21 protein-coding genes, 1 tRNA gene and 1 other RNA gene are annotated in these 18,972 nt (G+C 68.8%); 4 read left to right on the top strand and 19 right to left on the bottom strand.

From position 1 onward, the window contains the following. Positions 1-83 precede the first annotated feature (83 nt). Together ABZ845_RS27905 and ffs are read right to left on the bottom strand one after the other, a co-directional pair. Positions 84-2,339: a DNA polymerase III subunit gamma and tau gene (locus tag ABZ845_RS27905; RefSeq protein ID WP_360984805.1), complete on the bottom strand. Its 2,256-nt coding sequence runs from the start codon at positions 2,337-2,339 to the stop codon at positions 84-86. An 82-nt stretch (positions 2,340-2,421) separates the two neighbouring features. After that, positions 2,422-2,518, bottom strand: an RNA gene (gene ffs / locus ABZ845_RS27900) — signal recognition particle sRNA small type. A 73-nt stretch (positions 2,519-2,591) separates the two neighbouring features. Here ffs and ABZ845_RS27895 point away from each other — a divergent pair. Then, a tRNA-Ser gene (locus ABZ845_RS27895) sits at positions 2,592-2,679 on the top strand. 62 nt (positions 2,680-2,741) lie between these two features. On the opposite strand, the gene ABZ845_RS27890 is transcribed toward ABZ845_RS27895, so the two are convergent. From ABZ845_RS27890 to ABZ845_RS27815, 16 genes are all read right to left on the bottom strand, one after another. After that, positions 2,742-4,025 (bottom strand): tyrosine-type recombinase/integrase, encoded by a 1,284-nt coding sequence (locus ABZ845_RS27890; RefSeq protein WP_360984802.1) that lies wholly within the window; start codon positions 4,023-4,025, stop codon positions 2,742-2,744. An 82-nt stretch (positions 4,026-4,107) separates the two neighbouring features. Continuing rightward, positions 4,108-4,341 (bottom strand): excisionase family DNA-binding protein, encoded by a 234-nt coding sequence (locus ABZ845_RS27885; RefSeq protein ID WP_360984799.1) that lies wholly within the window; start codon positions 4,339-4,341, stop codon positions 4,108-4,110. A gap of 180 nt (positions 4,342-4,521) precedes the next feature. Beyond that, positions 4,522-5,670, bottom strand: coding sequence for a DUF3631 domain-containing protein (locus ABZ845_RS27880; protein ID WP_360984796.1), 1,149 nt, complete (start codon positions 5,668-5,670; stop codon positions 4,522-4,524). After that, positions 5,667-6,005 (bottom strand): hypothetical protein, encoded by a 339-nt coding sequence (locus tag ABZ845_RS27875; protein ID WP_360984793.1) that lies wholly within the window; start codon positions 6,003-6,005, stop codon positions 5,667-5,669. Before ABZ845_RS27875 ends, ABZ845_RS27880 begins: the two co-directional genes overlap by 4 nt. 86 nt (positions 6,006-6,091) lie before the next feature. Continuing rightward, positions 6,092-7,033 (bottom strand): bifunctional DNA primase/polymerase, encoded by a 942-nt coding sequence (locus ABZ845_RS27870; protein WP_360984790.1) that lies wholly within the window; start codon positions 7,031-7,033, stop codon positions 6,092-6,094. Between the two features lie 85 nt (positions 7,034-7,118). Further along, complete coding sequence (locus tag ABZ845_RS27865; RefSeq protein ID WP_360984787.1) at positions 7,119-7,400, bottom strand: hypothetical protein; 282 nt, start codon at positions 7,398-7,400, stop codon at positions 7,119-7,121. Positions 7,401-7,415: 15 nt separating this feature from the next. Continuing rightward, a complete protein-coding gene (locus ABZ845_RS27860; protein ID WP_360984784.1) occupies positions 7,416-7,925 on the bottom strand; it encodes a hypothetical protein in 510 nt (169 codons plus the stop codon). A gap of 12 nt (positions 7,926-7,937) precedes the next feature. Beyond that, complete coding sequence (locus ABZ845_RS27855; RefSeq protein WP_360984781.1) at positions 7,938-8,441, bottom strand: hypothetical protein; 504 nt, start codon at positions 8,439-8,441, stop codon at positions 7,938-7,940. Between the two features lie 22 nt (positions 8,442-8,463). Further along, positions 8,464-8,655, bottom strand: a complete 192-nt coding sequence (locus ABZ845_RS27850) for a hypothetical protein (protein WP_360984778.1) — start codon at positions 8,653-8,655, stop codon at positions 8,464-8,466. Between the two features lie 213 nt (positions 8,656-8,868). Further along, complete coding sequence (locus ABZ845_RS27845) at positions 8,869-10,980, bottom strand: hypothetical protein (protein WP_360984775.1); 2,112 nt, start codon at positions 10,978-10,980, stop codon at positions 8,869-8,871. Positions 10,981-10,982: 2 nt separating this feature from the next. Continuing rightward, a complete protein-coding gene (locus ABZ845_RS27840; RefSeq protein WP_360984772.1) occupies positions 10,983-12,542 on the bottom strand; it encodes a hypothetical protein in 1,560 nt (519 codons plus the stop codon). Between the two features lie 76 nt (positions 12,543-12,618). After that, complete coding sequence (locus tag ABZ845_RS27835) at positions 12,619-12,957, bottom strand: RRQRL motif-containing zinc-binding protein (RefSeq protein WP_360984769.1); 339 nt, start codon at positions 12,955-12,957, stop codon at positions 12,619-12,621. Continuing rightward, on the bottom strand, positions 12,957-13,844 hold the full coding sequence (locus ABZ845_RS27830; RefSeq protein ID WP_360984766.1) for a DUF2637 domain-containing protein: 888 nt from the start codon (positions 13,842-13,844) through the stop codon (positions 12,957-12,959). The genes ABZ845_RS27835 and ABZ845_RS27830 overlap by 1 nt, the downstream gene beginning before the upstream one ends. Beyond that, on the bottom strand, positions 13,841-14,131 hold the full coding sequence (locus ABZ845_RS27825) for a hypothetical protein (protein ID WP_360984763.1): 291 nt from the start codon (positions 14,129-14,131) through the stop codon (positions 13,841-13,843). The genes ABZ845_RS27830 and ABZ845_RS27825 overlap by 4 nt, the downstream gene beginning before the upstream one ends. Beyond that, on the bottom strand, positions 14,128-14,388 hold the full coding sequence (locus ABZ845_RS27820; protein ID WP_360984760.1) for a DUF6284 family protein: 261 nt from the start codon (positions 14,386-14,388) through the stop codon (positions 14,128-14,130). Before ABZ845_RS27820 ends, ABZ845_RS27825 begins: the two co-directional genes overlap by 4 nt. 193 nt (positions 14,389-14,581) lie before the next feature. After that, positions 14,582-14,791, bottom strand: a complete 210-nt coding sequence (locus ABZ845_RS27815) for a hypothetical protein (protein WP_360984757.1) — start codon at positions 14,789-14,791, stop codon at positions 14,582-14,584. Between the two features lie 562 nt (positions 14,792-15,353). On the opposite strand from ABZ845_RS27815, the gene ABZ845_RS27810 reads away from it, so the two are divergent. Together ABZ845_RS27810 and ABZ845_RS27805 are read left to right on the top strand one after the other, a co-directional pair. Continuing rightward, a complete protein-coding gene (locus ABZ845_RS27810; protein WP_360984754.1) occupies positions 15,354-16,121 on the top strand; it encodes a GntR family transcriptional regulator in 768 nt (255 codons plus the stop codon). Next, entirely contained in the window at positions 16,114-16,710 is a 597-nt protein-coding gene (locus ABZ845_RS27805; RefSeq protein WP_360984751.1) for a GNAT family N-acetyltransferase, read from the top strand. Before ABZ845_RS27810 ends, ABZ845_RS27805 begins: the two co-directional genes overlap by 8 nt. Positions 16,711-16,755: 45 nt before the next feature. On the opposite strand, the gene ABZ845_RS27800 is transcribed toward ABZ845_RS27805, so the two are convergent. Next, complete coding sequence (locus ABZ845_RS27800) at positions 16,756-16,971, bottom strand: hypothetical protein (RefSeq protein WP_360984886.1); 216 nt, start codon at positions 16,969-16,971, stop codon at positions 16,756-16,758. 754 nt (positions 16,972-17,725) lie between these two features. Between ABZ845_RS27800 and ABZ845_RS27795 the strand changes: the two genes are divergently transcribed. Then, positions 17,726-18,972: hypothetical protein (locus ABZ845_RS27795; RefSeq protein ID WP_360984748.1), on the top strand; the 1,247-nt coding region annotated here is incomplete at its 3' end.

Genomic DNA, 18,972 nt, shown 5'->3' with positions numbered 1-18,972 from the left:
GAAGTGGGGGTGAAGGTTTGTAGCTTCCTCCCACGGCCCGGAAATGGCGCCCACCGTTCCCCGAAGTTCTCCACGGGAAGGTGTCACTCGTTGGGGATCTCGTCCACCACCGTCGCCCCCAGTTCCCGGATGATCAGTTCATGCCCCGAGAGAGCCGACTCCTCAAGGTCCGGGTCGTCGTCCTCCGGCATGTCGTCCTCGGGGGCCACCACCTGCCGCTCCGGCGTGGGAGGCGTGGCGGGACCCCGGTCGGAAGGCGAAGGAGCGGGCGCCGGGGCGGGGGCGGGAGTGGCGGCCGGTCGCGCGGCGGGGGCCTGCTGCTGGGGTGCGGGGCGCGGAGCGGCGGGGGCGCCGCCGTGACCACCGCTTGCCGCGGACTGGAAACCGCCGCCGAACCCGGAGCCCGGGGCGACCGGTGGTGCCGAGCCGCCCGACGGGTCGACGATCGCCTCGACCTTCCACTGCACATTGAACTGCTCCGCCAGCGCCTGCCTCAGCACGTCCTCGCTGCCGCTGCTCAGGAAGTTGTCCCGTGCGCCAGCGTTCACGAAGCCGAGTTGCAGCGTCGTGCCGTCGAACCCGGCCACCTGGGCGTTCTGGCTCAGCAGGATCCAGGTGAAGCGGCGACGGTTCTTGACCGCCTCCAGGATGTTGGGCCAGAGCATGCGCGGGTCGAGGCCGCCGGGCGCGGGCGTGGCGGCCTCGGCCGGGGCGGGCGCCGGGGGCGCGGCCGGTGCGGAAGGCGTCGCCGGTCGTGCGGAAGCCGCAGGGGGCTGCCCCCCGCCGGCGGGCGCCGCCGTGGGCCACCCTCCGGGCCTGCGGCCGCCGCCCGCGGGGGCAGCGGTGGGCCAGGCACCGGCGGCCGGGACGGCGGGTGTCTGAGGCTGAGGCTGTTCCACCACGGGTGCGGTGGCCCGTGCGGGCTCGGGTGCGGGGGCCCGTGCGGGCTCGGGTGCGGGCGCCGGTGCGGGCTCGGGTGCGGGCGCCGGTGCGGCGGGGGGCGTCGCCCCACCGTCCTGGACACCCGGGGCGGGCGCGGGGCCGGGCCCGGCGGGCGCTCCCGCACCGGCCGCCCGCGCCGCCGCCCGCGCCGCGGCGGCACCGCCGCCGTGCGCCTCGGGCGCGGGCACATAACCCATGGCGGGCCCCACGGCGGGCCCCGAGCCGCCACCGCCGGCCGCGGCCCCCCGCTCCAGCCGGTCGAGCCGTGCCATGACCGACCGCTCGTCCCCGTACGCCGCGGGCAGCAGCACACGGGCGCAGATCAGTTCGAGCTGGAGCCGGGGCGAGTTGGCCCCGCGCATCTCGGTGAGCCCCTCGTTGACGAGGTCGGCGGCCCGGCTCAGCTCGGCCGGGCCGAACACGCCCGCCTGCGCCTGCATCCGCTCCAGTACATCGGCCGGGGCGTCGATGAGCCCCTTCTCGATGGCGTCGGGGACGGCGGCGAGGATCACCAGGTCCCGCAGCCGCTCCAGAAGGTCGGTGACGAACCGGCGGGGATCGTTGCCCCCCTCGATGATCCGGTCCACGACCTCGAAGGCGGCGGCCCCGTCCCCGGACGCGAACGCCTCCACGACGGAGTCGAGAAGCGGCCCGTCCGTGTACCCGAGCAGGGAGGTGGCCATGGCATAGGTCACACCGTCGGCATCCGCACCCGCGAGCAGCTGGTCCATGACGGACATGGAGTCACGCACGGACCCGGCACCCGCGCGCACGACGAGCGGCAGAACGCCGTCCTCGACGGGGATCTCCTCCTTCTGGCACACCTCGGAGAGGTAGTCCCGGAGGGTCCCCGGAGGCACGAGCCGGAAGGGGTAGTGATGCGTACGCGACCGGATGGTCCCGATGACCTTCTCCGGCTCGGTGGTCGCGAAGATGAACTTGAGGTGCTCCGGCGGCTCCTCGACGACCTTGAGCAGCGCGTTGAACCCTGCCGACGTGACCATGTGTGCCTCGTCGATGATGTAGATCTTGTACCGGCTGCTCGCGGGCCCGAAGAACGCCTTCTCGCGCAGGTCACGGGCGTCGTCCACACCACCGTGCGACGCGGCGTCGATCTCGATGACGTCGATGGACCCCGGCCCGTTCCTGGCCAGGTCACGACACGACTGGCACTCGCCGCACGGGGTCGGCGTGGGACCCTTCTCGCAGTTCAGGCAGCGGGCCAGAATCCGCGCGCTGGTCGTCTTACCGCAGCCGCGAGGCCCGCTGAACAGGTACGCGTGATTGACCCGGTTGTTCCGCAGCGCCTGCTGCAACGGGTCGGTTACATGCTCCTGCCCGATGACCTCGGCGAACGACTCCGGGCGATAACGGCGGTACAGCGCGAGAGACGACACGCATACGAGGTTATAGGCGCCCGCTGACAAAGCGCCCCGCTCAAGCCGGGGCCCCGGCCGCTCGGCCCCAGGCCCAGGGAACGCAGAAGACCCCCCACGCACCCGCCAGAGCCGACCTACCCTTGCTGCCTTCCGGCCCTGGGGGAGTTCAGTCAGATAGCGCCGCGTGAGGGGCTGTACCCCAGCCTACCCGATCCCAGGGGGGCCGAACGAGTTCGCAAGCACTCCCCAGCGTCATGTAATGTTTCCGGCGGAGGATTCGCCTAGAGGCCTAGGGCGCACGCTTGGAAAGCGTGTTGGGGGCAACCCCTCACGAGTTCGAATCTCGTATCCTCCGCCAGTGCCTCACCGGGCACGATGTCGAAGGGCCCCCTGGAAACAGGGGGCCCTTCGACATTGTCCTCAGACCTCGTTGTCCTGGTTTTTGTCCACAGTGGATGTTTCCGCGGGTCCCCAGATGGCATCGGCGATCTTCCGGGCGACTTCCTTGAGCATGACGTCCGGCACATGGAGGTACCGCGCCCGCATGCTCGCGGAGGTGCCCGGCTCCCAGCCCATGATCTGATCGATGACGCGAGCCGGGACACCAAGCAGCATGAGCACGGTCGCGGCCGTGTGACGTGCGTCATGAAGTCGAGCGTTCCGAACCCCCGCGTCCTCCAGCAGCCGCTTCCAGTCGTGATAGTCCGTGTTCGGGCTCAGGGGACCACCTAGCGGCTTGGTGAACACGTAGTCCGACTCGACCCACAGGTCCGCTGCCACCTTGCGCTCGCGCCCTTGTGTTTCAGCATGTGCACGGAGCATGGCGACCAGCGGGCCCGGCAGGGGCACGGCACGGCGGCCGGCGCGGGACTTGGTGTTCTTGGTCTCGCGCCGAACCTGCACTTTTTCCGGGCAGTAGCCGGGCTTCCGGCCGCAGGGTGAGGCTTCCGGGCACCCATGCCTGTACCTGGGGCGCAGACGGTTCCGCCGCAACTTCAGGTACTCATTGGCGAGGTCGACGTCAGACCAGCGCAGTCCAAGCGTCTCGCCCTGCCGCAATCCGAGCGCCAGCGCCAACATCCACCGGGCGCTGTTCCGACGCTTGTTGGCTTCGAGCAGCAAGCACTGAACCTCTTCCACGGAATAGGGCTCAACCTCTGATTCGTCTTCTTCCATCCGTGGCGGTTTCGCCAAGGCGGCGGCATTCTTCGCCGCGTAGCCGCGCCGTACCGCCTCCCCCAGCGCGGTTCGGGCAGTGCGGTGGGCCTGGTGAGCCGTACCGGCCTTGCGCTCCCCGTTCGCCTGCATACGGCGGTACAGGCTTTCCAGGTGTTCAGGCTGCAAGCGGTCAAGACGGTGCTTGCCGACACCAGGCACGAGGTGCACGCGAACGGCGACCTCGTATCCGTCGTACGTGTTCTCGCTGACGGTCGGCTTGGCGATGTTCTCCACCCAGTGCTGAAGCCACTTCTCAACCGTCCATGGCTTGCCTGGCTGTTGTGCCGAACCCGCGTCGCGCTGCTTCTCCAGCCTTTTGACTTCTTCGACCAAGTCATCGCGGGTCTTGCGCGTCAGGTGTCGACGGTACGGCTCGCCATTGTCTTTGTAGCCCATCGGTACACGAGCGTGCCAACGACCGTCTTGGCCGAAGTAGATGGCGGTTTCGCCGTTGGCCCGGCGGGTGCGCTTCTTGTCTTCCGCCACGGGCGGACTCCTTCGGGTTCATGTGGGTGGAAACGACCGGAGCGCCACCTCGCTGCGGGGTGGCGCTCCGGTGAGGAGTGCGTCAGGCCGCACGCTGCTCAGCGCGACGGCGAGCGAGGTAGGCAGCGGGAGCATCGGCGGGAACTCGTCGGAGCCCGCCGATCATCAGGGACTCCAGCTCCCCGGTGCGGATGAGGCCGAAGCAGGTGGTGCGACCGACCCGGAGGCATCGGGCAGCCTCTTCAACGGTCAGGAAGACGGGAGGCAGACCGCCCGTCTTGGCGAGCGGGACAACCTCAACACTGGCGATGCTCATATGGGCTCTCCTCTTGGACTGTCCTTCGGGGGTGCCTTCTGAGGGGCGCTACTTCCGCTACCTCCGCTACCTCGCAGGTCAGGGGCCTGCTGGAGGTAGCGGGAAGGGGTAGCGGTAGCGGATGGGTAGCGCCGGGGTAGCGGCTCCGGATGCCGGTTGCCGCTACCCCGTTCCTGCTGGTCAGACCAGGTTTTCGGTGCGAGGTAGCGGAGGTAGCGGACTTTCCCGGGGTGGGGGGCAGTAGCGTGTCCACGCGTCGTGCAGATCGGCGGCGTAGTAGCCCTTGAGGACGCTCCCTGCGGTCTTGATGTTGCGGGAGCCAATGGGCTCGTTATCGACCGTCATGTACTCCGCGAGCATCTTCGACAGGCGCCGGTTGTCCAGCGGCTTGCCGTGCAGGTCGGCCCACGGAGCGTCGTCCAGGGCGTTGAGCCTGTCGAGGATGGCGACGGTGGGCAGGCGGTCGATACCGACCATGACGTGATCGCGCAGGTCGGTCAGCAGCCGGACTCCCAGGCTGCCCTTGTCGTTGACCCGGGATGCTTTGACGAACGCGATGCAGGCTTTGCGGGCCCGGGCGGGCCAGTGCCCACCGGCTGCGTCCGCGATGGCCAGCAGTGGCTCCCATACGTCTGCGGGCCGGTCGGCTACACCGTCTGGCAGCTCCGGGAACACGTCGGTGACCTGCTCCTGAATGGCTTCGGCCCACCGGGCGAGCCGGTCGCGGAGCTTGTTGCCTTCCGGTACGTGGATGCGGGTGCGGAAGGGCTCGATCTTCTCGTTCCTGGCCCGACGCCGCATATGCACGATGACGGACCGGGTCATGATCGTGTCGGGTAGCTTGCCGAGTCCTGCAACGGCGACCGCGCAGAACGAGGGGAAGCCTTGGACTTGCTGGTTGGCGCCGTCCCCGACGCACCGGTACACGGGTCGTCCTCGGGTGTGTCCGGCGTTGATGAACCCTCGGAGCTGTTCGTTCTCTCCGGCTTTCGGGCCGAAGATGGTGTCGATCTCGTCGAACAGGATGGTGGGGCGCCCGCCGTCGACCCCGGAGACAGACCGGAAAAGGGCAGCGACAGACGCGTCGACGGCCGCCATGGAGTTCGGCACGAGCGTCTCGACCACTTCCAGCGCCCGTGACTTCCCCGATCCCGGCTCGGGGGACAGGAACGCCAGACGAGGCGTGGAATCGAACGCATCGAGCAGATGGGCGTGCGCGTCCCAGAGCGTGACGGCGACGTATCCGGCCTCGGTGGGGAAGACGTTGAAGCGCCGGTGGAAGGCTTCGACCTCGTCCAGCAGCACGGCTCCGTCGATGGTGTCGGTCATGCGGCGCTCCTCCCTTCGGTGCGCGGCGCGGGAGCTCCCGTGCAGAAGTGCTTGTGGGCGGCGTATTCGGTGACCAGAGCAGCCACGGCGTCCTGTCCGCGGGCGGTGTCGGTCTGCCCGCAGGGGCAGGCGTAGGCAGCAGTGGGCGTGTTGGCGTAGCGCTTGGACCAGCAGGCGCCGTCCCAGTGGTCGCGGTAAACCGGCGGCGCGTAGATGCGGATACCGGGCCGGTCCGGGGTGGGATCAGCGCTGGGGCCCGTGTTGTGGGTCGGGAACCGGTTCGAGCGAAGAGCAGATACGACGCCCTTACGGGCGGTGCCTTTCGGCTCGCCCACGGCCGTCGTATCCACAGGCTGTGGAGCGACCTGCGGACCGTTCAGTGTGGGGGTAGGGCAATCCAGGGCGGGGGGAGTCGGCGCCGTCATGCCGCCTCCCGTGGCGTGGCGTGGGCGATGACCCAGTCCATGGCGCTGCGGATGGTCGTGCGGCACTCGGCCGGCGGCAGGCCCGTCGACTCCCCCGCCCCCTGGATTGCCTGCTCCACCACGTGCCGGGGGATGTCGCCCCACGCGACGAACCGGGCCACCTTGCAGGCGCTCTCGTGCAGGGTGTTGTTGCGGCCGTTTGGCCCGCCCTCGGTCGCGGCCTGGATGACGGCGCACTCGCGTTCTAGAGCGACCTGGGCGGCCCGTGTGCCGTCGTTCACGCGCACGGGCACCGGAGCGGGCCTGTCCGGCTCCACCAGCAGCGGGGTGAGCCAGTCGGGGACTTCGGCCACGGGCACGTCGTGGGCGACCGTGTAGGTGCCGTCGGGGGTGGTGCTGCCTGGGGCGACGACGTAGCCGCCCCAGGCGCGGGTGTCGATGTGCGGTCCGATCCGGTTCGCACTGCACTTCAGCCGCACCCCAGCGGGAGCGGTGAAGTAGAGGTGTTCACCGCGCGCGGTCCGCACCCGGTAGGTATCGGGGAGTACCTGTCCGGCGCGCTCGCAGAGCGCTTGCAAGGATGCGGCGCCGTCAGGCGCTCCTTCTGGCTCTTCCGGTTTGACCGGGTCCAGGTCGATGACGAGCAGTCCGGCCGGGCCGGTCGCGATGCCGACGTTGTAGGGCCGGTGCGACCACGCGGCCTGAATCAGCCCGGGGTTGGTGGTGGCTCGCTGTTCGGGGGTGCGGTGCCCGTCGGCGCACCGCCCGGTGCCGGGGCATGCCGGTTCGGCGTGGCCCGCAGGGCGCTTGCTGCCGGGGTGGAGTGGGATGACGGGCCAGCCACGCTCTGCCGCCGTGAGGGCGGCAGCGAGCAACGGCAGGCTGGGGATCGTCGGCGGCGCACTGGGCACTCGCCGGATGCCGGTGGGTTGGGTCATGCTGGGAGACCTCCACAGTTCTGTTGAGGACTGGAGACAAGGGCGGCCCGGGACTTTGGCGAGAAGCGGGCCGCCCTTGGCGTAGCTAGAAGGGCGGTTCGTCGCTGGCCCACGGGTCGCGGACCGTGGTGGAGCGGCTTGACCAGCGGGGGCGGCGCGGCAGGGGCGTCAGGAGCCAGCGGCGGTTCTCGTTCCAGCACGTGCACGACCACCAGTGGGTGTCCGCGTACTCGCCGGTGTCGTAGTCGCCGTAGTCCTCCTCGATGCCGCCGTCGCCGTCGCACTGCAGGCAGTCGGGGCGGGGTGTGTCGGTGAGGATCAGCGCCGGGCGTGGCCAGGTGGCGCGCTGAATGCGCAGACGCAGCATGGGGTTGGTCTCCTGTCAGTCGTCGCATTCGCAGTTGTCGGGGAGCTGCTGGCAGTAGAGGCAGCGGGGGCAATCGCATCCGCAGGGGTGCAGGTAGCCGACGCAGGAGCACTGGCACATGCCCTCCCCGCAGGGTTCGTCTTCCGGGCCGTCATCGGGGCCGCTGTAGGTGAGCGTGCTGGTGGTGCTGTGGGCGAGGTCCAGGCACTGGGCGAGTCCCCTGGCCTGTTCCATGGCCGTGATCAGGAACTCTTGGGTGCAGGCGACCAGCCTGTTCGGGTCGTCACCGTCGGCGGATCCGAGGTGCCCGACGCTGGCGAGGGCGTCCAGCGCGGTGCCGATCTGTTCGATGGCCTGCGGGAGCCTTTGGGCGACTGTCTTGAGGGCGCCGATGGCGTCGTACGCGTCGCCCGGATACGGGAGGGCGGGTGTCTGGTCGGGGCGGGGGAAGGTGAGGTGGTTGAACTCGCGGACGGCCTCGGCGGCATCCCGAACGAGCTGCGCCGGGTCAGTGGTGGTGCTCATGTGGCCTCCTGGTCAGTTGTGCAGGTGGGTGTGGGAGCGGGCGAACGCGCCCTTGGTGTGGGTGGTCACGTGGGTGTTCTTGGTGACCGGCCCGGTGTAGACGGCCTTGGAAACGGAGCGCCTGGCCCGGGAGAAGGCGGCGCCGATGGAGAGCGCGGCGAAGGCGATGCCGGAGAAGAGCACGGCCATGCAGGCGACGCCGGTGACGCTCATGGAGGCGAATCCCTTCAGCACGAGCCAGATCCCGCACCCGACCCCGGTGGCGCCGGCACCAATGCCGATGGAGGCGACTGCGGCCCCGGCGGCCCACGCGGGCACGACGCGCCGGTCGTCCTGCCAGACCGGTGCCGCGTCCCCGATCGGCGGGGGCTCGGTGTCGTCCCGGTAGGACGTCGGTATGGGACGCGGCGGCGGGGCCGGGCGGTAGACGTCGTCGATGATCCGGCGGGCTTCCGCGTTGGCGGCGGCGTCGCTCATGCGCGGCCACCAGTCGGCGGGAGTGTCGGTCTCACTCACAGCAGTGCCTCCCTTCCAGGGGTTAGGCGATGGTCGAGACGGCGTTGATGAGGGCCCGCAGGGTGGTGCGTATCGCGGTGGAGGCTCCGGTGTCGGCGGTGAAGAACCCGAACAGGAACACCGCGGTAGCGGCGAGCGGGCCGACGTAGCGGCAGCGGACGAGGACAGCCGTCAGGACTCCGAAGAAGGCGACGGCGGACAGGGTCACGATCACGAGCGGCTCCCTTGGGGAACGGTCGGCGGGCAGCACCCGAACCGGGGTGCTGCCCGCCGATGGCTTGTCGCGTTGCTTGTCGTGCGGCTTGTCGCTTGTCTTGTCGTCTCGCTTGTCTTGTCGCTTGTCGCCTCCCAGGTCACACCCCGTTTTCGACCCCTCACGACAAGCCGGAAGGCATGTGCGTGTGGGGCGGGCGACAAGCGACAAGCGCTACTCGGATGCAGGGGGTTCGGGGGCGTGGTCGCGGTGGACGTAGCGGGCCTTGGTGCCCTCCCCGACACGTACGGCGGTGCCGTCCTCGGTCCATGCCTTGAGCCAGCCGACCACCGTCTGACGGTTCGTGCCGTACTCGTCCGCGAGCGCGCGGGCGATAGCAGAGGCTCCGGTGCCCTCCGGTCCGGCAGCGATCAGCGCGTCGAGCGCGGCCCGCTGGGCGGGACTGTCCTGCTCCGGCTCCTTGCGCAGCGCGGACAGGTTCAGCCCCGACGGGGCAGGTGGCGCGGACGGGTCCGGGTCGGGGGCGGTGTCGAACTGTGCGTCGATCTCCTCGCGGAACCGGCGCAGCAGGTCATCCTCCGACGCCTTGCCCGCCTGCTCCGCGCGGAGCGCGGACAGGTTCAGCCCCCCACCATCGCTGACCGCTTCCGATCCGGTGTCGGTCTGCGGTCCGAGGTCGCGCATCCATGCGGTGCGCTCGGCGTCCCAGCGGCGGGCGTAGTCGGCGCCAGCGGCCTTCGCGGACACGTCATCGAGCCGCGGGTGACGCAGAGAGGTGGCGGTGGTGATGTCGCGGATCTGGCTGGGCTTGATCCGCCACGCCTTGAACAGCGCCCCCGGAGACTCCGGGGTGCCCATGAACCCGGCGCCTTTGAACGGGGCCTGGTCCACGCGCAGTCCGCGCCGCCCGGGGAACATCTTGGACAGGTCCATGCCCTCGGTCTCACCGCCGGTCAGCACGACGCGGACTTTGGCTTCGCGGCGGATGAGGAGGTTGCCCAGCACACTGCCGGTGGCACCGAGCGCGGTGATGACGGTGCGTCCGCCCATGGCGCGCTGCATGCGGATGAATTCCTGGATCCGCTTGGCGAGTTCCTTCATGCGCCGGTCGGTGCTGACCAGGATCTCCGCGCCCTCATCGATGACCAGCATGATCTGGGGAATCTTCGCGCTGACCGGCAGCAGGTCGGTGTCGTGCTTGGCCATCAGCTCCTGATAGGCGCGCTTGCGGTGCAGCCCGACCGCGATCGCCGCGTCCAGGAGCTTGAGGGCTTCCTCGTAGGTGCCGGCGAGCCAGTCGATACCCGGGCGGACCGGCTGTCCGTCGGGCTGCTTCAACTCGCCACTCAAGGCGGGCAGCACCCAAGGCAGGCCAGCTGACCCGGCGTTGAGGTCGATGACCCAGGTCAGGACATCCTCGGCGCGGGCGAACCCGGCCAGGATCGTGTGGAGCATGTTCGTCTTGCCCGACCCCGTGGGGCCGACCACCAGGGCGCACTGTTCGCGCAGGTAGGTGAGTACCTTGTCACCGTTGGTGCGAAAGCCCCAGGGGATGCCGGTCAGGACCGACAGCGGCGTGTAGTCGTCGGGGTAGGTGCGTGCCTCGGCGAGCACGTTGCGGGTGGTCACGTCCACGATGGCCCGGCCCTGGTGGATGCCAGCGGTGACGGCGGCGGTGCAGCCGTGCGGCAGCTTGGCGTCCGCGGACAGGGCCGGGCTGTACTGGGCGATGCGGTCGTAGGTGATTCCACCCTGCGGTTCCAGGTCGAGGGAGTAGCCGTTGCCGGTCTCCCACATCTCCACAGCCAGCACCTTCACGGTGATGGAGCAGATCCTTTGGATGCGCTCGACCCACTCCGCGGCGATCGCGCGCCGCTCCGCGGACAGCTCCCGGGCGATGGCCCGTCGCTCTGCGGCGAGGGCTTCTTCTTCGCGGGCTTCCTCGTACAGGGCGACGGAACGGGCGCCGGCACCCATGCCGACGCCGATCGTGGCCAGGGATCCGAGAGCGGCCCACGAGAGCGGGCCGGTGGCGATGGCCCAGGTGGTCCACCCGGCGCCGACCAGCCAGGATGCGGCCTTGAAGGCGAGGGTTCGGCCCGCGTTGCGGACCTTCAGCCCAGCGACAGTGTGCCCGAGGGCGCCCGCGGCGCCGACGGCCATAGCCCAGGCGGGCGGCATGGACAGGGCGGCACCGGTGGTAGCGACGGCGAAGGCTCCGGTGGTCGCGGACAGGGCGCCGGTCACGGGTCCGTGACCGGCAGTCCAGTCCAGCACCGGGCCACTGTCCGCCTGCTTCTTCTTCACGGCAGTGGTGGCAGTCATGCTCAGACGTTCCATCCCTTCTCGGCTTCCGGACCGTTGCGCGGGTCCTCATGGCGGGCGATGTCGTGCTCGTGCGCCTGACGGAACAGCGGCCCCATGTCCTCCGCCACGGCGACAGCGGACATCAGGGCGCCGAAGATGTCGTTGAAGCCGTCCGCGACTTCCTTCTCCAGCGGGAACTCACTGTCGGCGCGCTCGGCGAGGGTCTTCATCACGTTCGCCACCGACGTGAGCGCGGCCGGGAGGCTCTCGACCATGGCGAGGATCTCCATGGCGTCCTCGGGGTCGTAGGCCTGGGCGGCCTGCTCCATCTCCGCTGCGTGCTCTTCGAACTGGAACCCGGACACGTGATCTCCTTCACTGCTCGATGTGATGGTGTTCTCCGGGACCCGCTCGGCCGGGCGGTCGACCCTGCCTCCGAGCCCCTCGCTCCCGTCCTTCTGGGCCTCCTCATCCGCCGCGGCTTCCGCCGCTGTCTGCTCTTCGCGGATTGCGGCGTCGCGCTCGGCTCGCTCGTCACGGGCCATGCCGGACAGGCGGCGGTACAGGCGCCGACCGGGGTGCACGAGCCAGGGAAGACCCAACTTCCGCCCCAGCGGACTCGACAGACACCCGAGCACACCGATGGGCAGGGCCAGCAGCGCGGCCAGTGCCCGGCGCCCGTGGAAGCGGGCCGCGGAGCGAAGCAGGGCCTTGCGGGCTGCCTTACGGGCCGGGGCCTTGCGGACGCCGGCGCGCTGCCCGGCCACCTTCCGGGCCGTGGCCGCGTCCTTGTGGGCCCGCTGCTTGGCGATCGCGGCCTGCTTCACCGCGCGAGCCTTCCGGCCCACCCCGCCAAGCATCCGCCCCGCCAGACCACGTGACCGGGCCTTGCCTGCCGACCTACTACTGGCCTGCGGCTTGTTCTGCTTCGGGGCGTTGCGGCGAGCGTCGGCGACTGCCCGACGTGCGGCGGTGGCCTGCTCCCGCTTCTGCGCACGGGATGTCCCGGCCTGCTTTTGCGCACTGCGCAGGGCCTTGACCTGCCCCGCCTTGCGCAGCGCACCCGCAGCCCCGCCGCGGCCCTTGGGCATGGCGGACTTGTTCAGGGAGACCGGAGCGCGACGCTTACCCGCCCCGGACCGACCCTGACCAGCAGTGCCACCGCCCGGACCAGCGCCCGCACTGCGCCGCTTCTGCCCCGGCACCCGACCCGCTCCGCCAGCTGTACGACCGGACGAGGCCAGACCCCCGGAGCGGTTGCGGGCTGCGGTGCGGGCCGCGGCCCGGCGTGCGGCCTGCCTGGGCCGGGGGTTGCGGCTGCGGTAGGAGGCGACCGTACCGAGCACGGCCATGCCGGTCGCAGCCACCGCGGCAGCGATCGGTCCGCCGGTCAGACCGGCCGCGGCGATCGTGCTCACGGTCGCGTTCGCACCCGTCAGTGCCAGCGGCGCGACCGGCCAGCCGCCCGGCGTGTGCTCCACCTCCACGCCCTTGACTGCGGTGGGCGAGGTGTCGGGCGGCGTGGGCGGCGGAGCCGGGGCGGCCTGGACGGCTACCGGCTCCGTGCTGAGTTCCGTCATGCTGAGAGCACTCCTTCATGGGAGTAGGGCCCGGCCAGGGCTGTAGGAGGTGCTTGGCCGGGCCTGCCAACAGGGCTTATGCAGCGCGCTGTTCCTCGGGGTAGGCGCAGGCGGGACACATGCCGAGCGAGGTCGGGATGACGTATCCGGCATCACGCCCGCACTCAGGGCACCTGCGCCGGGCGGCATTCGCTTTCGCCAGTGCCGCCCACTTCGCGGGCGTCATCGGCCGCACAGGCTTGGCCTGGTCGATCGAGTAGAGGTAGGCCACAAGCGGCCCGCGGCGCCGCCGCGGGCGCTCGATCTGAGCCGCTACGTCCTGACCGCCGGGTCGCAGCCCGCGGGCGCGGAGTTGCCGGCGGGTGGCCAAGCCGTCTGGGGCGAGTCGCCATCGGTAGACGAGGATGGTGGCCATCACACGGCGGTGGTGTCGACGGCCCGCAGGACGGGCCGGGGCGGTTCCTCCTCGTCGCGTACGGCGAGGATCTGCTTGCGGCCCCACGACTCGCTCATGCCGAACGCCTCGCCCAGCGCACGCGCACTGAGCGGACGGGATGCCTGTGTGGATTCGGCGTACGCACGGCGTGCGTCCTGCCGCATCCGCTCCAGCTCCGCCTCCTCGAACTGGGCCTGCCGCAGCACGTCATCGGCGCTCTCGGCGTCGGGTGTGCGGACGGTGTGCGGGGTGTGCGGCTCGGTCTCCCGCACAGGGTCCGTATGGGCCGTGACCAGCGTCGACGGCTCAAGTACGGGCGGCGCGGCGGGAGGCGCGTCGATCGCGGCGGCGGGAGCTTGTTCGGGGTGTGCGGGGGTGTGCGGGGCGGGTGCGGATTCCTGTCCTTTCGGCTCGCACGCCGCGTCCTGTCGGGCGGGGGCAGGCTGGTGGAGCACCTTGGCCACGAGGTCGGAGCCGAAGTAGATGGAGCCGACCGGCAGGGAGGAGGCGAGCAGGACCAGCGCCCAGTTTCCCGCGTTCCACTCGGCCAGCCGCACGGGGCCGGCGGGTGCGTTGTGGAGGGCGGGGACGAGCCCGTGTACGTAGTTCAGGACGAGCGAGGCGAGGGTGTAGGCGGCCAGTACCTTCAGCGCGAACCGTTTGTCGTCGTCGTTGGTCAGGACGAGCGTGGCCACCAGTGCGAGCGCCATCAGGCCGTCCACCACGAACGGGTACAGCAAAGCGGCGGTGGCGTCTGCTCCGATCGCCTTGGCCACGTCGCGCAGGGCGTTCCAGGAGACCCGGAAGGCCATCGCGACGACCGCGACCAGCGCGAGAACGAGCAGGATCCTTCCCTTGCGGTTCACCGCTCGCCCCCGTGGCCGATCCACGGGGTGTAGGTGACCGGGTGGCGAGCCGTGCAGGCCCGCAGCGACGCTGTCGCCCCGCCCGCCTCGTGCCCGGCGTCCAGGACGCAGGCGAGGATGATCCTCGCGTCCGCAGCCCGGCTGTCCAGGAGCTTGGTGTAGGCGTGTTCGTCCTCGTCGGTGAGGCCCGGCAGCGGGATGTCCAGCGCATCATGGACCGCGCGGAGCAAAGCCACAACCGGCTCCGGCCAGGAGTCGACGCGCTGGGGGTCGGATCGCTTGTTCATGCGCTGACCCCCATGACCGTGGCTTGGTTGGTCAGTGCGCGCCGGGCGGCCAGCACCTTGCGCCGCGCCCGCCGGAGACGCCGCGTGTCCATCTCCGACGGAGTGCGGTCCAGCACGGTGATCTCCGCATCCAGCAACTCCACCTCAGCCGAGATCAGCGGGAGCTCCCGCTCGATCGCCTCCAGCTCCGCGACCGACGGCTCGCGGACGGAATGGTCCGCGGTAACAACCGCCTGAAGTGCAACGATGTGCTCCATGGGTCGTTGTTCTCCTTTCGCTTCCTGAACGGCCCAAAACCGCGCCCCCGGTGCTCGAACACCGGGGGCGCTTGCCGTTATGGGGTGATCAGCCGCCAGTCGTGTGCGGCACGGCCGCGCAGCGGCGACCGGAGCGCCCCGACCGGGAGTCGAACCCGGCCTACGACCATCGGGGCTGATCAGAACCACTCGCCTACTTCCGGGGAAGGATCGCCACGATCGCGCCCGGGAACTCCTCACGCAGTTCGTGAGCGAAGTAGACGGCGGCCGTCCCGTCGAGCCCAGCGCCGACGCTGGCCACCTCACACACTGCGGCAGCGCGCTGATACGCCACGACCATGAACCCGGAGGCTCCCCCCGGGCTGTCGTCCGCCCTGGCTTGGTTGCTCTTGTGCTTGCCCATGGATGCCCCTCCTGGGTCGTGGTCTGTTCAGTGTTGGCGGTACGTGCCCCGGCCGGGAGTCGAACCCTGCCGGGGCTGTGGTGCGAAACAGAACCGGGCTTCACCGGTGCGCCGTTGCCACGGAGTACCGGTCCCGAGCCGGGGAAGTCGGGTGCGTCATCGTCACTGCTCTGACGCCAGCAGGGCAGCGCGCACCAGGTGGCAACCCAGGGGTTGGTCTCCAGAAATGGAGGAATGGTCCCCGGGGTCGTTCTCCAGAGCTGGCACGCAGGACAGGACAGGTACACCTGCCACGAAGTGGCTGCCGACGGCCATCACCCGGGCCGTAGCGGGGACGGGGAATCGCACCCCGTCAACTCGTCGCACTGTTGAGTTCTCAATGAACGGACGCTTCCTTGAGCCCCTTTCGGGGGCCTCCGGGCGCACTGCACACAGACTGGCACCTCTGGTTCTTCTGGTACCAACCAGTTGCAGACATGATGCTGCACCCACAGGTGTGAGGTGTCAAGCACTTTGGTCCTGCTCGTACCAACCAGTGAGTCCAGTGGGGCATCATGGAGCTATGGCGACGCGCTCAGATCCCCTGTACATGCAGTTGGCGGCCAGCCTGCGGGCGAAGATCCAGGGCGGGGAGTACCCGCCGGGGAGCAAGCTGCCGAGTGAACGGAAGCTGATGGAACTACACGACGCTTCCCGCAATACCGTGCGCCTCGGGTTGCAGCGGCTCGTAGCTGAAGGGCTGGTCTTTGCCAGCCAAGGGCGGGCCTACATGGTTCACCGACAGGATGTCCTGGTCTATAACTCGTCCCGCTCGGAGGACCACAACAGGCGCTTGGCGGCAGGCGTCGATGCATGGGTGCAGGACATTCAAGAACAGGGACGCACGCCGAGTCAGGAGATCTCTGTAAGCATCGAAAAGGCCAGTCCTGAAATCGCACGGCGCCTTGAAATGGAGTCGGGTGACCTGGTTCTGGTGCGCCGCCGACTGCGCTTTGTTGATGAGCAGCCCTGGTCCACCGAAGACTCGTACTATCCGCATGAGCTTGTCAAAGGCACCCCTATTGCGGAACCGGCCGATATCCCCGAGGGGGTCATCGCGTACATGGCTTCGATCGGGCATAAGCAGATTCGCTACGTCGATGACGTTACAGCGGTTATGCCAAACCCGAAGCAGGCTGACGAGCTAGCCGTTGAAGCGGGGATCCCACTGCTGGTCCGAACTCGCGTCGGCCATACGGTTTCCACGCCAGTACGCGTGACTGTGACCTCCATGCCAACGGATCGCAACGTCCTCCGCTACGAGCTGGGAACAGGGGTAAGTAATGCGTGACGACGTCACTATCCGGCCTGCCGTCTCAAGTGAAGTCGATGTCATCGCTTCCATGTGGGCAGAGGCGGGTCGATGGCTCAATTCAAAGGGTATTGACCAGTGGCAATACCCCGCGAACACAGGGAAGATTTTCCGCGACATCGAGCATGGCTACGTGTACATAATGGAGGACGGTCCGGAAACATTGGGCACCATCACCGTGGACGAGTTCGCGGATCCTGAATTCTGGGCTTCGGGCGATGGCCCCGATGCCGCCCTGTATGCGCATCGAATCATCGTCCGCCCTGTTTTTGGTGGCGCCTCATTGGGGAGTTCGATGCTTGATTGGGCCGCCCAAAAAGCGAAGGTCATGGGAAAGGTCTGGCTTCGGATAGATGCCTGGAAGACCAACGCTACTCTCGGGCGGTACTACGAGTCACAGGGCTTCACCCATGTCAGAACGGTCGATCTTCCCCATCGGCGCTCCGGTGCTCTGTATCAACGGCCAGCGGGAACAGCCGTAGGCGAGGGGCCCCGATACCTGGGGCTGGAGGCGGAGGCACGAGACATGAACGGAAATCCGATCTGGGGTTGGACGTCGGCGCCGTAGAGTCGCGCGCCCTGCCGGCACCCGGAGTCGGGTGCCGGCAGAGCCCTAAGGCCATACGTCCGCCCCGCCGCCCCGCCACTCGATCAGCCCCTCTGCCGCGACCACGTCGAGTTCGTCCCAACCCTCCAGCCCGGCACGTTCGAGGAACACCGCTAGGTCGTGCAGCGAGTAAGCCGTCCCAAGGATCATCCCGTCCACACGCACCCGCCTGCCACCACCTTCCGACGGCGGATACACGACGACACGCGGTGCGGGCACAATCCCAGCGTCACCCGCGGAACCGATTCATGCACGCGGACCTCAACGGCGGTGCTTTAGCGCCTGCTGGCTGGCAAAGCCCTGGCTGACCAGGTCGAGGCGCAGCGGCGTTGTCCTGGTCATTGTCCAGTGCGCTGATGGACACCTGAGTTCACCGTCATACGCGCACCCCGCCTGACCTGCCGTATGAACGTCCACGGACCCTCCTGGACGGCTAGACGCATAGTTGGAACCAGAGGCGGATACGTCAGCGTGGAACTGACCTGCGCGGCAGGCCACGGCTTTGACTTCATCGTCAGCAACCACAAAGGGGCCGAGTTCGTTGGGGTAGTCGCTCGCACCTGATCTCGTTGTCCTGGTCTTTGTCCAGTGCATCGACGGCCGCCACCGTTCACCGCCGTACGCGCACCCCCTCTGACCTGCCCCGCAAACCCGTGCGTACGCCCCCGTACGGCCACGCGGACAGTTGGTCAGCAGACGCCGACCCGCAGGGCGAAGCGGGCCTGATGCCGGATAGTGGCTGTTCGTATGACGGTGCCACGCAGGGCGGAATTTCTGCTTCGCTTGCAAAATGGCCCCGGGCCGTGTTGGTCCGGGGTCTTCGTCTTGCTGCAAGTCCAGGGCAGTGCAGCTGCTCGTATGACTATCAATCCATGACGGCATGTCAGCCTTGATTCCTTTATGTCCCGATTAGCTTGAATGCTGCCGTCCGCATCCGCGGGCCGGATGAGCAGGACGAGCCAGCGGAGGCACACACATGGGTCGGCGAAGTCTGAGTCTCGCTATGGCGGCGGGGGTGCTGCTCGCAGGAGTGGCGGCGGTGCCGGCGCATGCGAATACGCCGGTGGCCTGCTCGGACACAGCCCTGATCCAGGCCATCAACGACTCCAACGCGGGCCTGAACGACCACATCCTGGACCTCACGACATACTGCCTCTATACCCTCACCGACGCTGACCAGTCCCTCCCCACGATCACGCAGCCGCTGACCGTCCACGGCCACAACGCCACGATCCGCCGCGACCCGAATGCCACCACGGACTTTCGGATCTTCGAGGTCGGCGCCACTTCGCTAACGATGGACACCCTCACCGTCATGAACGGCTCCGATCCCGGCGATGGAGGCGGCCTGCTTGCCGACGCTGGCACCACGGTCTCACTGACCGATGTCAACTTCAGCGGCAACCACGCCGGCGTCCACGGTGGAGCGATCTTGAGCGGCAACGGCGTCAACCTGACTATGCAGAGAGGCACCGTTTCGGACAACCGGTCCGATACCGACGCCGCCGGTGTCGAGATGGTAGGAAACGCGACCACGGGGACCGCCTCGTTCACCGGAGTCACCTTCACCCGCAACCGCGCGGGGAACGAGGGCGGAGCCATCACCGTGGCCGGCAGGGCTGTCACCACCATCGCCGACTCCACCATCAGCAACAACACAGCGAAGGCCACGGGCGGTGGCATTGCCATGACCAACCCAGCGGGGGGTGTCAACGTCACCATCAGCGGCTCCACCATCGCCGACAACCGCGTCGCACAAAGCACGGGGGGCGGTGGCGGCATGGAGGTGCGAGGCAACGCTGGGACCATCACTGTCAGCAACTCCGTCATCAGCGGCAACGTCGTGACCGGCTTCACCACACCCGGAGTCGCCGGCAGCGGCGGGGGAATCGTCAAACAGGGCACCGCCCCCGTCACACTGGACAACACCCAGGTCATCAAGAACAGCGTCGTCGGCGCCCAGGGGCAGGGAGGCGGGATCGCCATCCTCCAAGGGTCCCTCAACCTCACCAACGGAACCCTGGTCACCGGCAACCTCGGCTCCGGCAGATACTCTTTGGGCGGCGGCCTCTACTCGGACGACTCCTTGGGCGCGACCACCGTGAGCGTCGACGCCTCCTCCATCAATGCCAACAAGGTCACCGGCACCGGATCCGTCTCCGGCGGCATCTACAACAGCGGCGGCACCGTCTCCCTCACCAACTCCAGCGTGAACAACAACGT

Source organism: Streptomyces sp. NPDC047022 (assembly GCF_040644155.1).
GTDB lineage: Bacteria > Actinomycetota > Actinomycetes > Streptomycetales > Streptomycetaceae > Streptomyces.
Note: the sequence above shows the minus strand (reverse complement) of the source record. Positions and strands in the feature narration are given on the sequence as shown.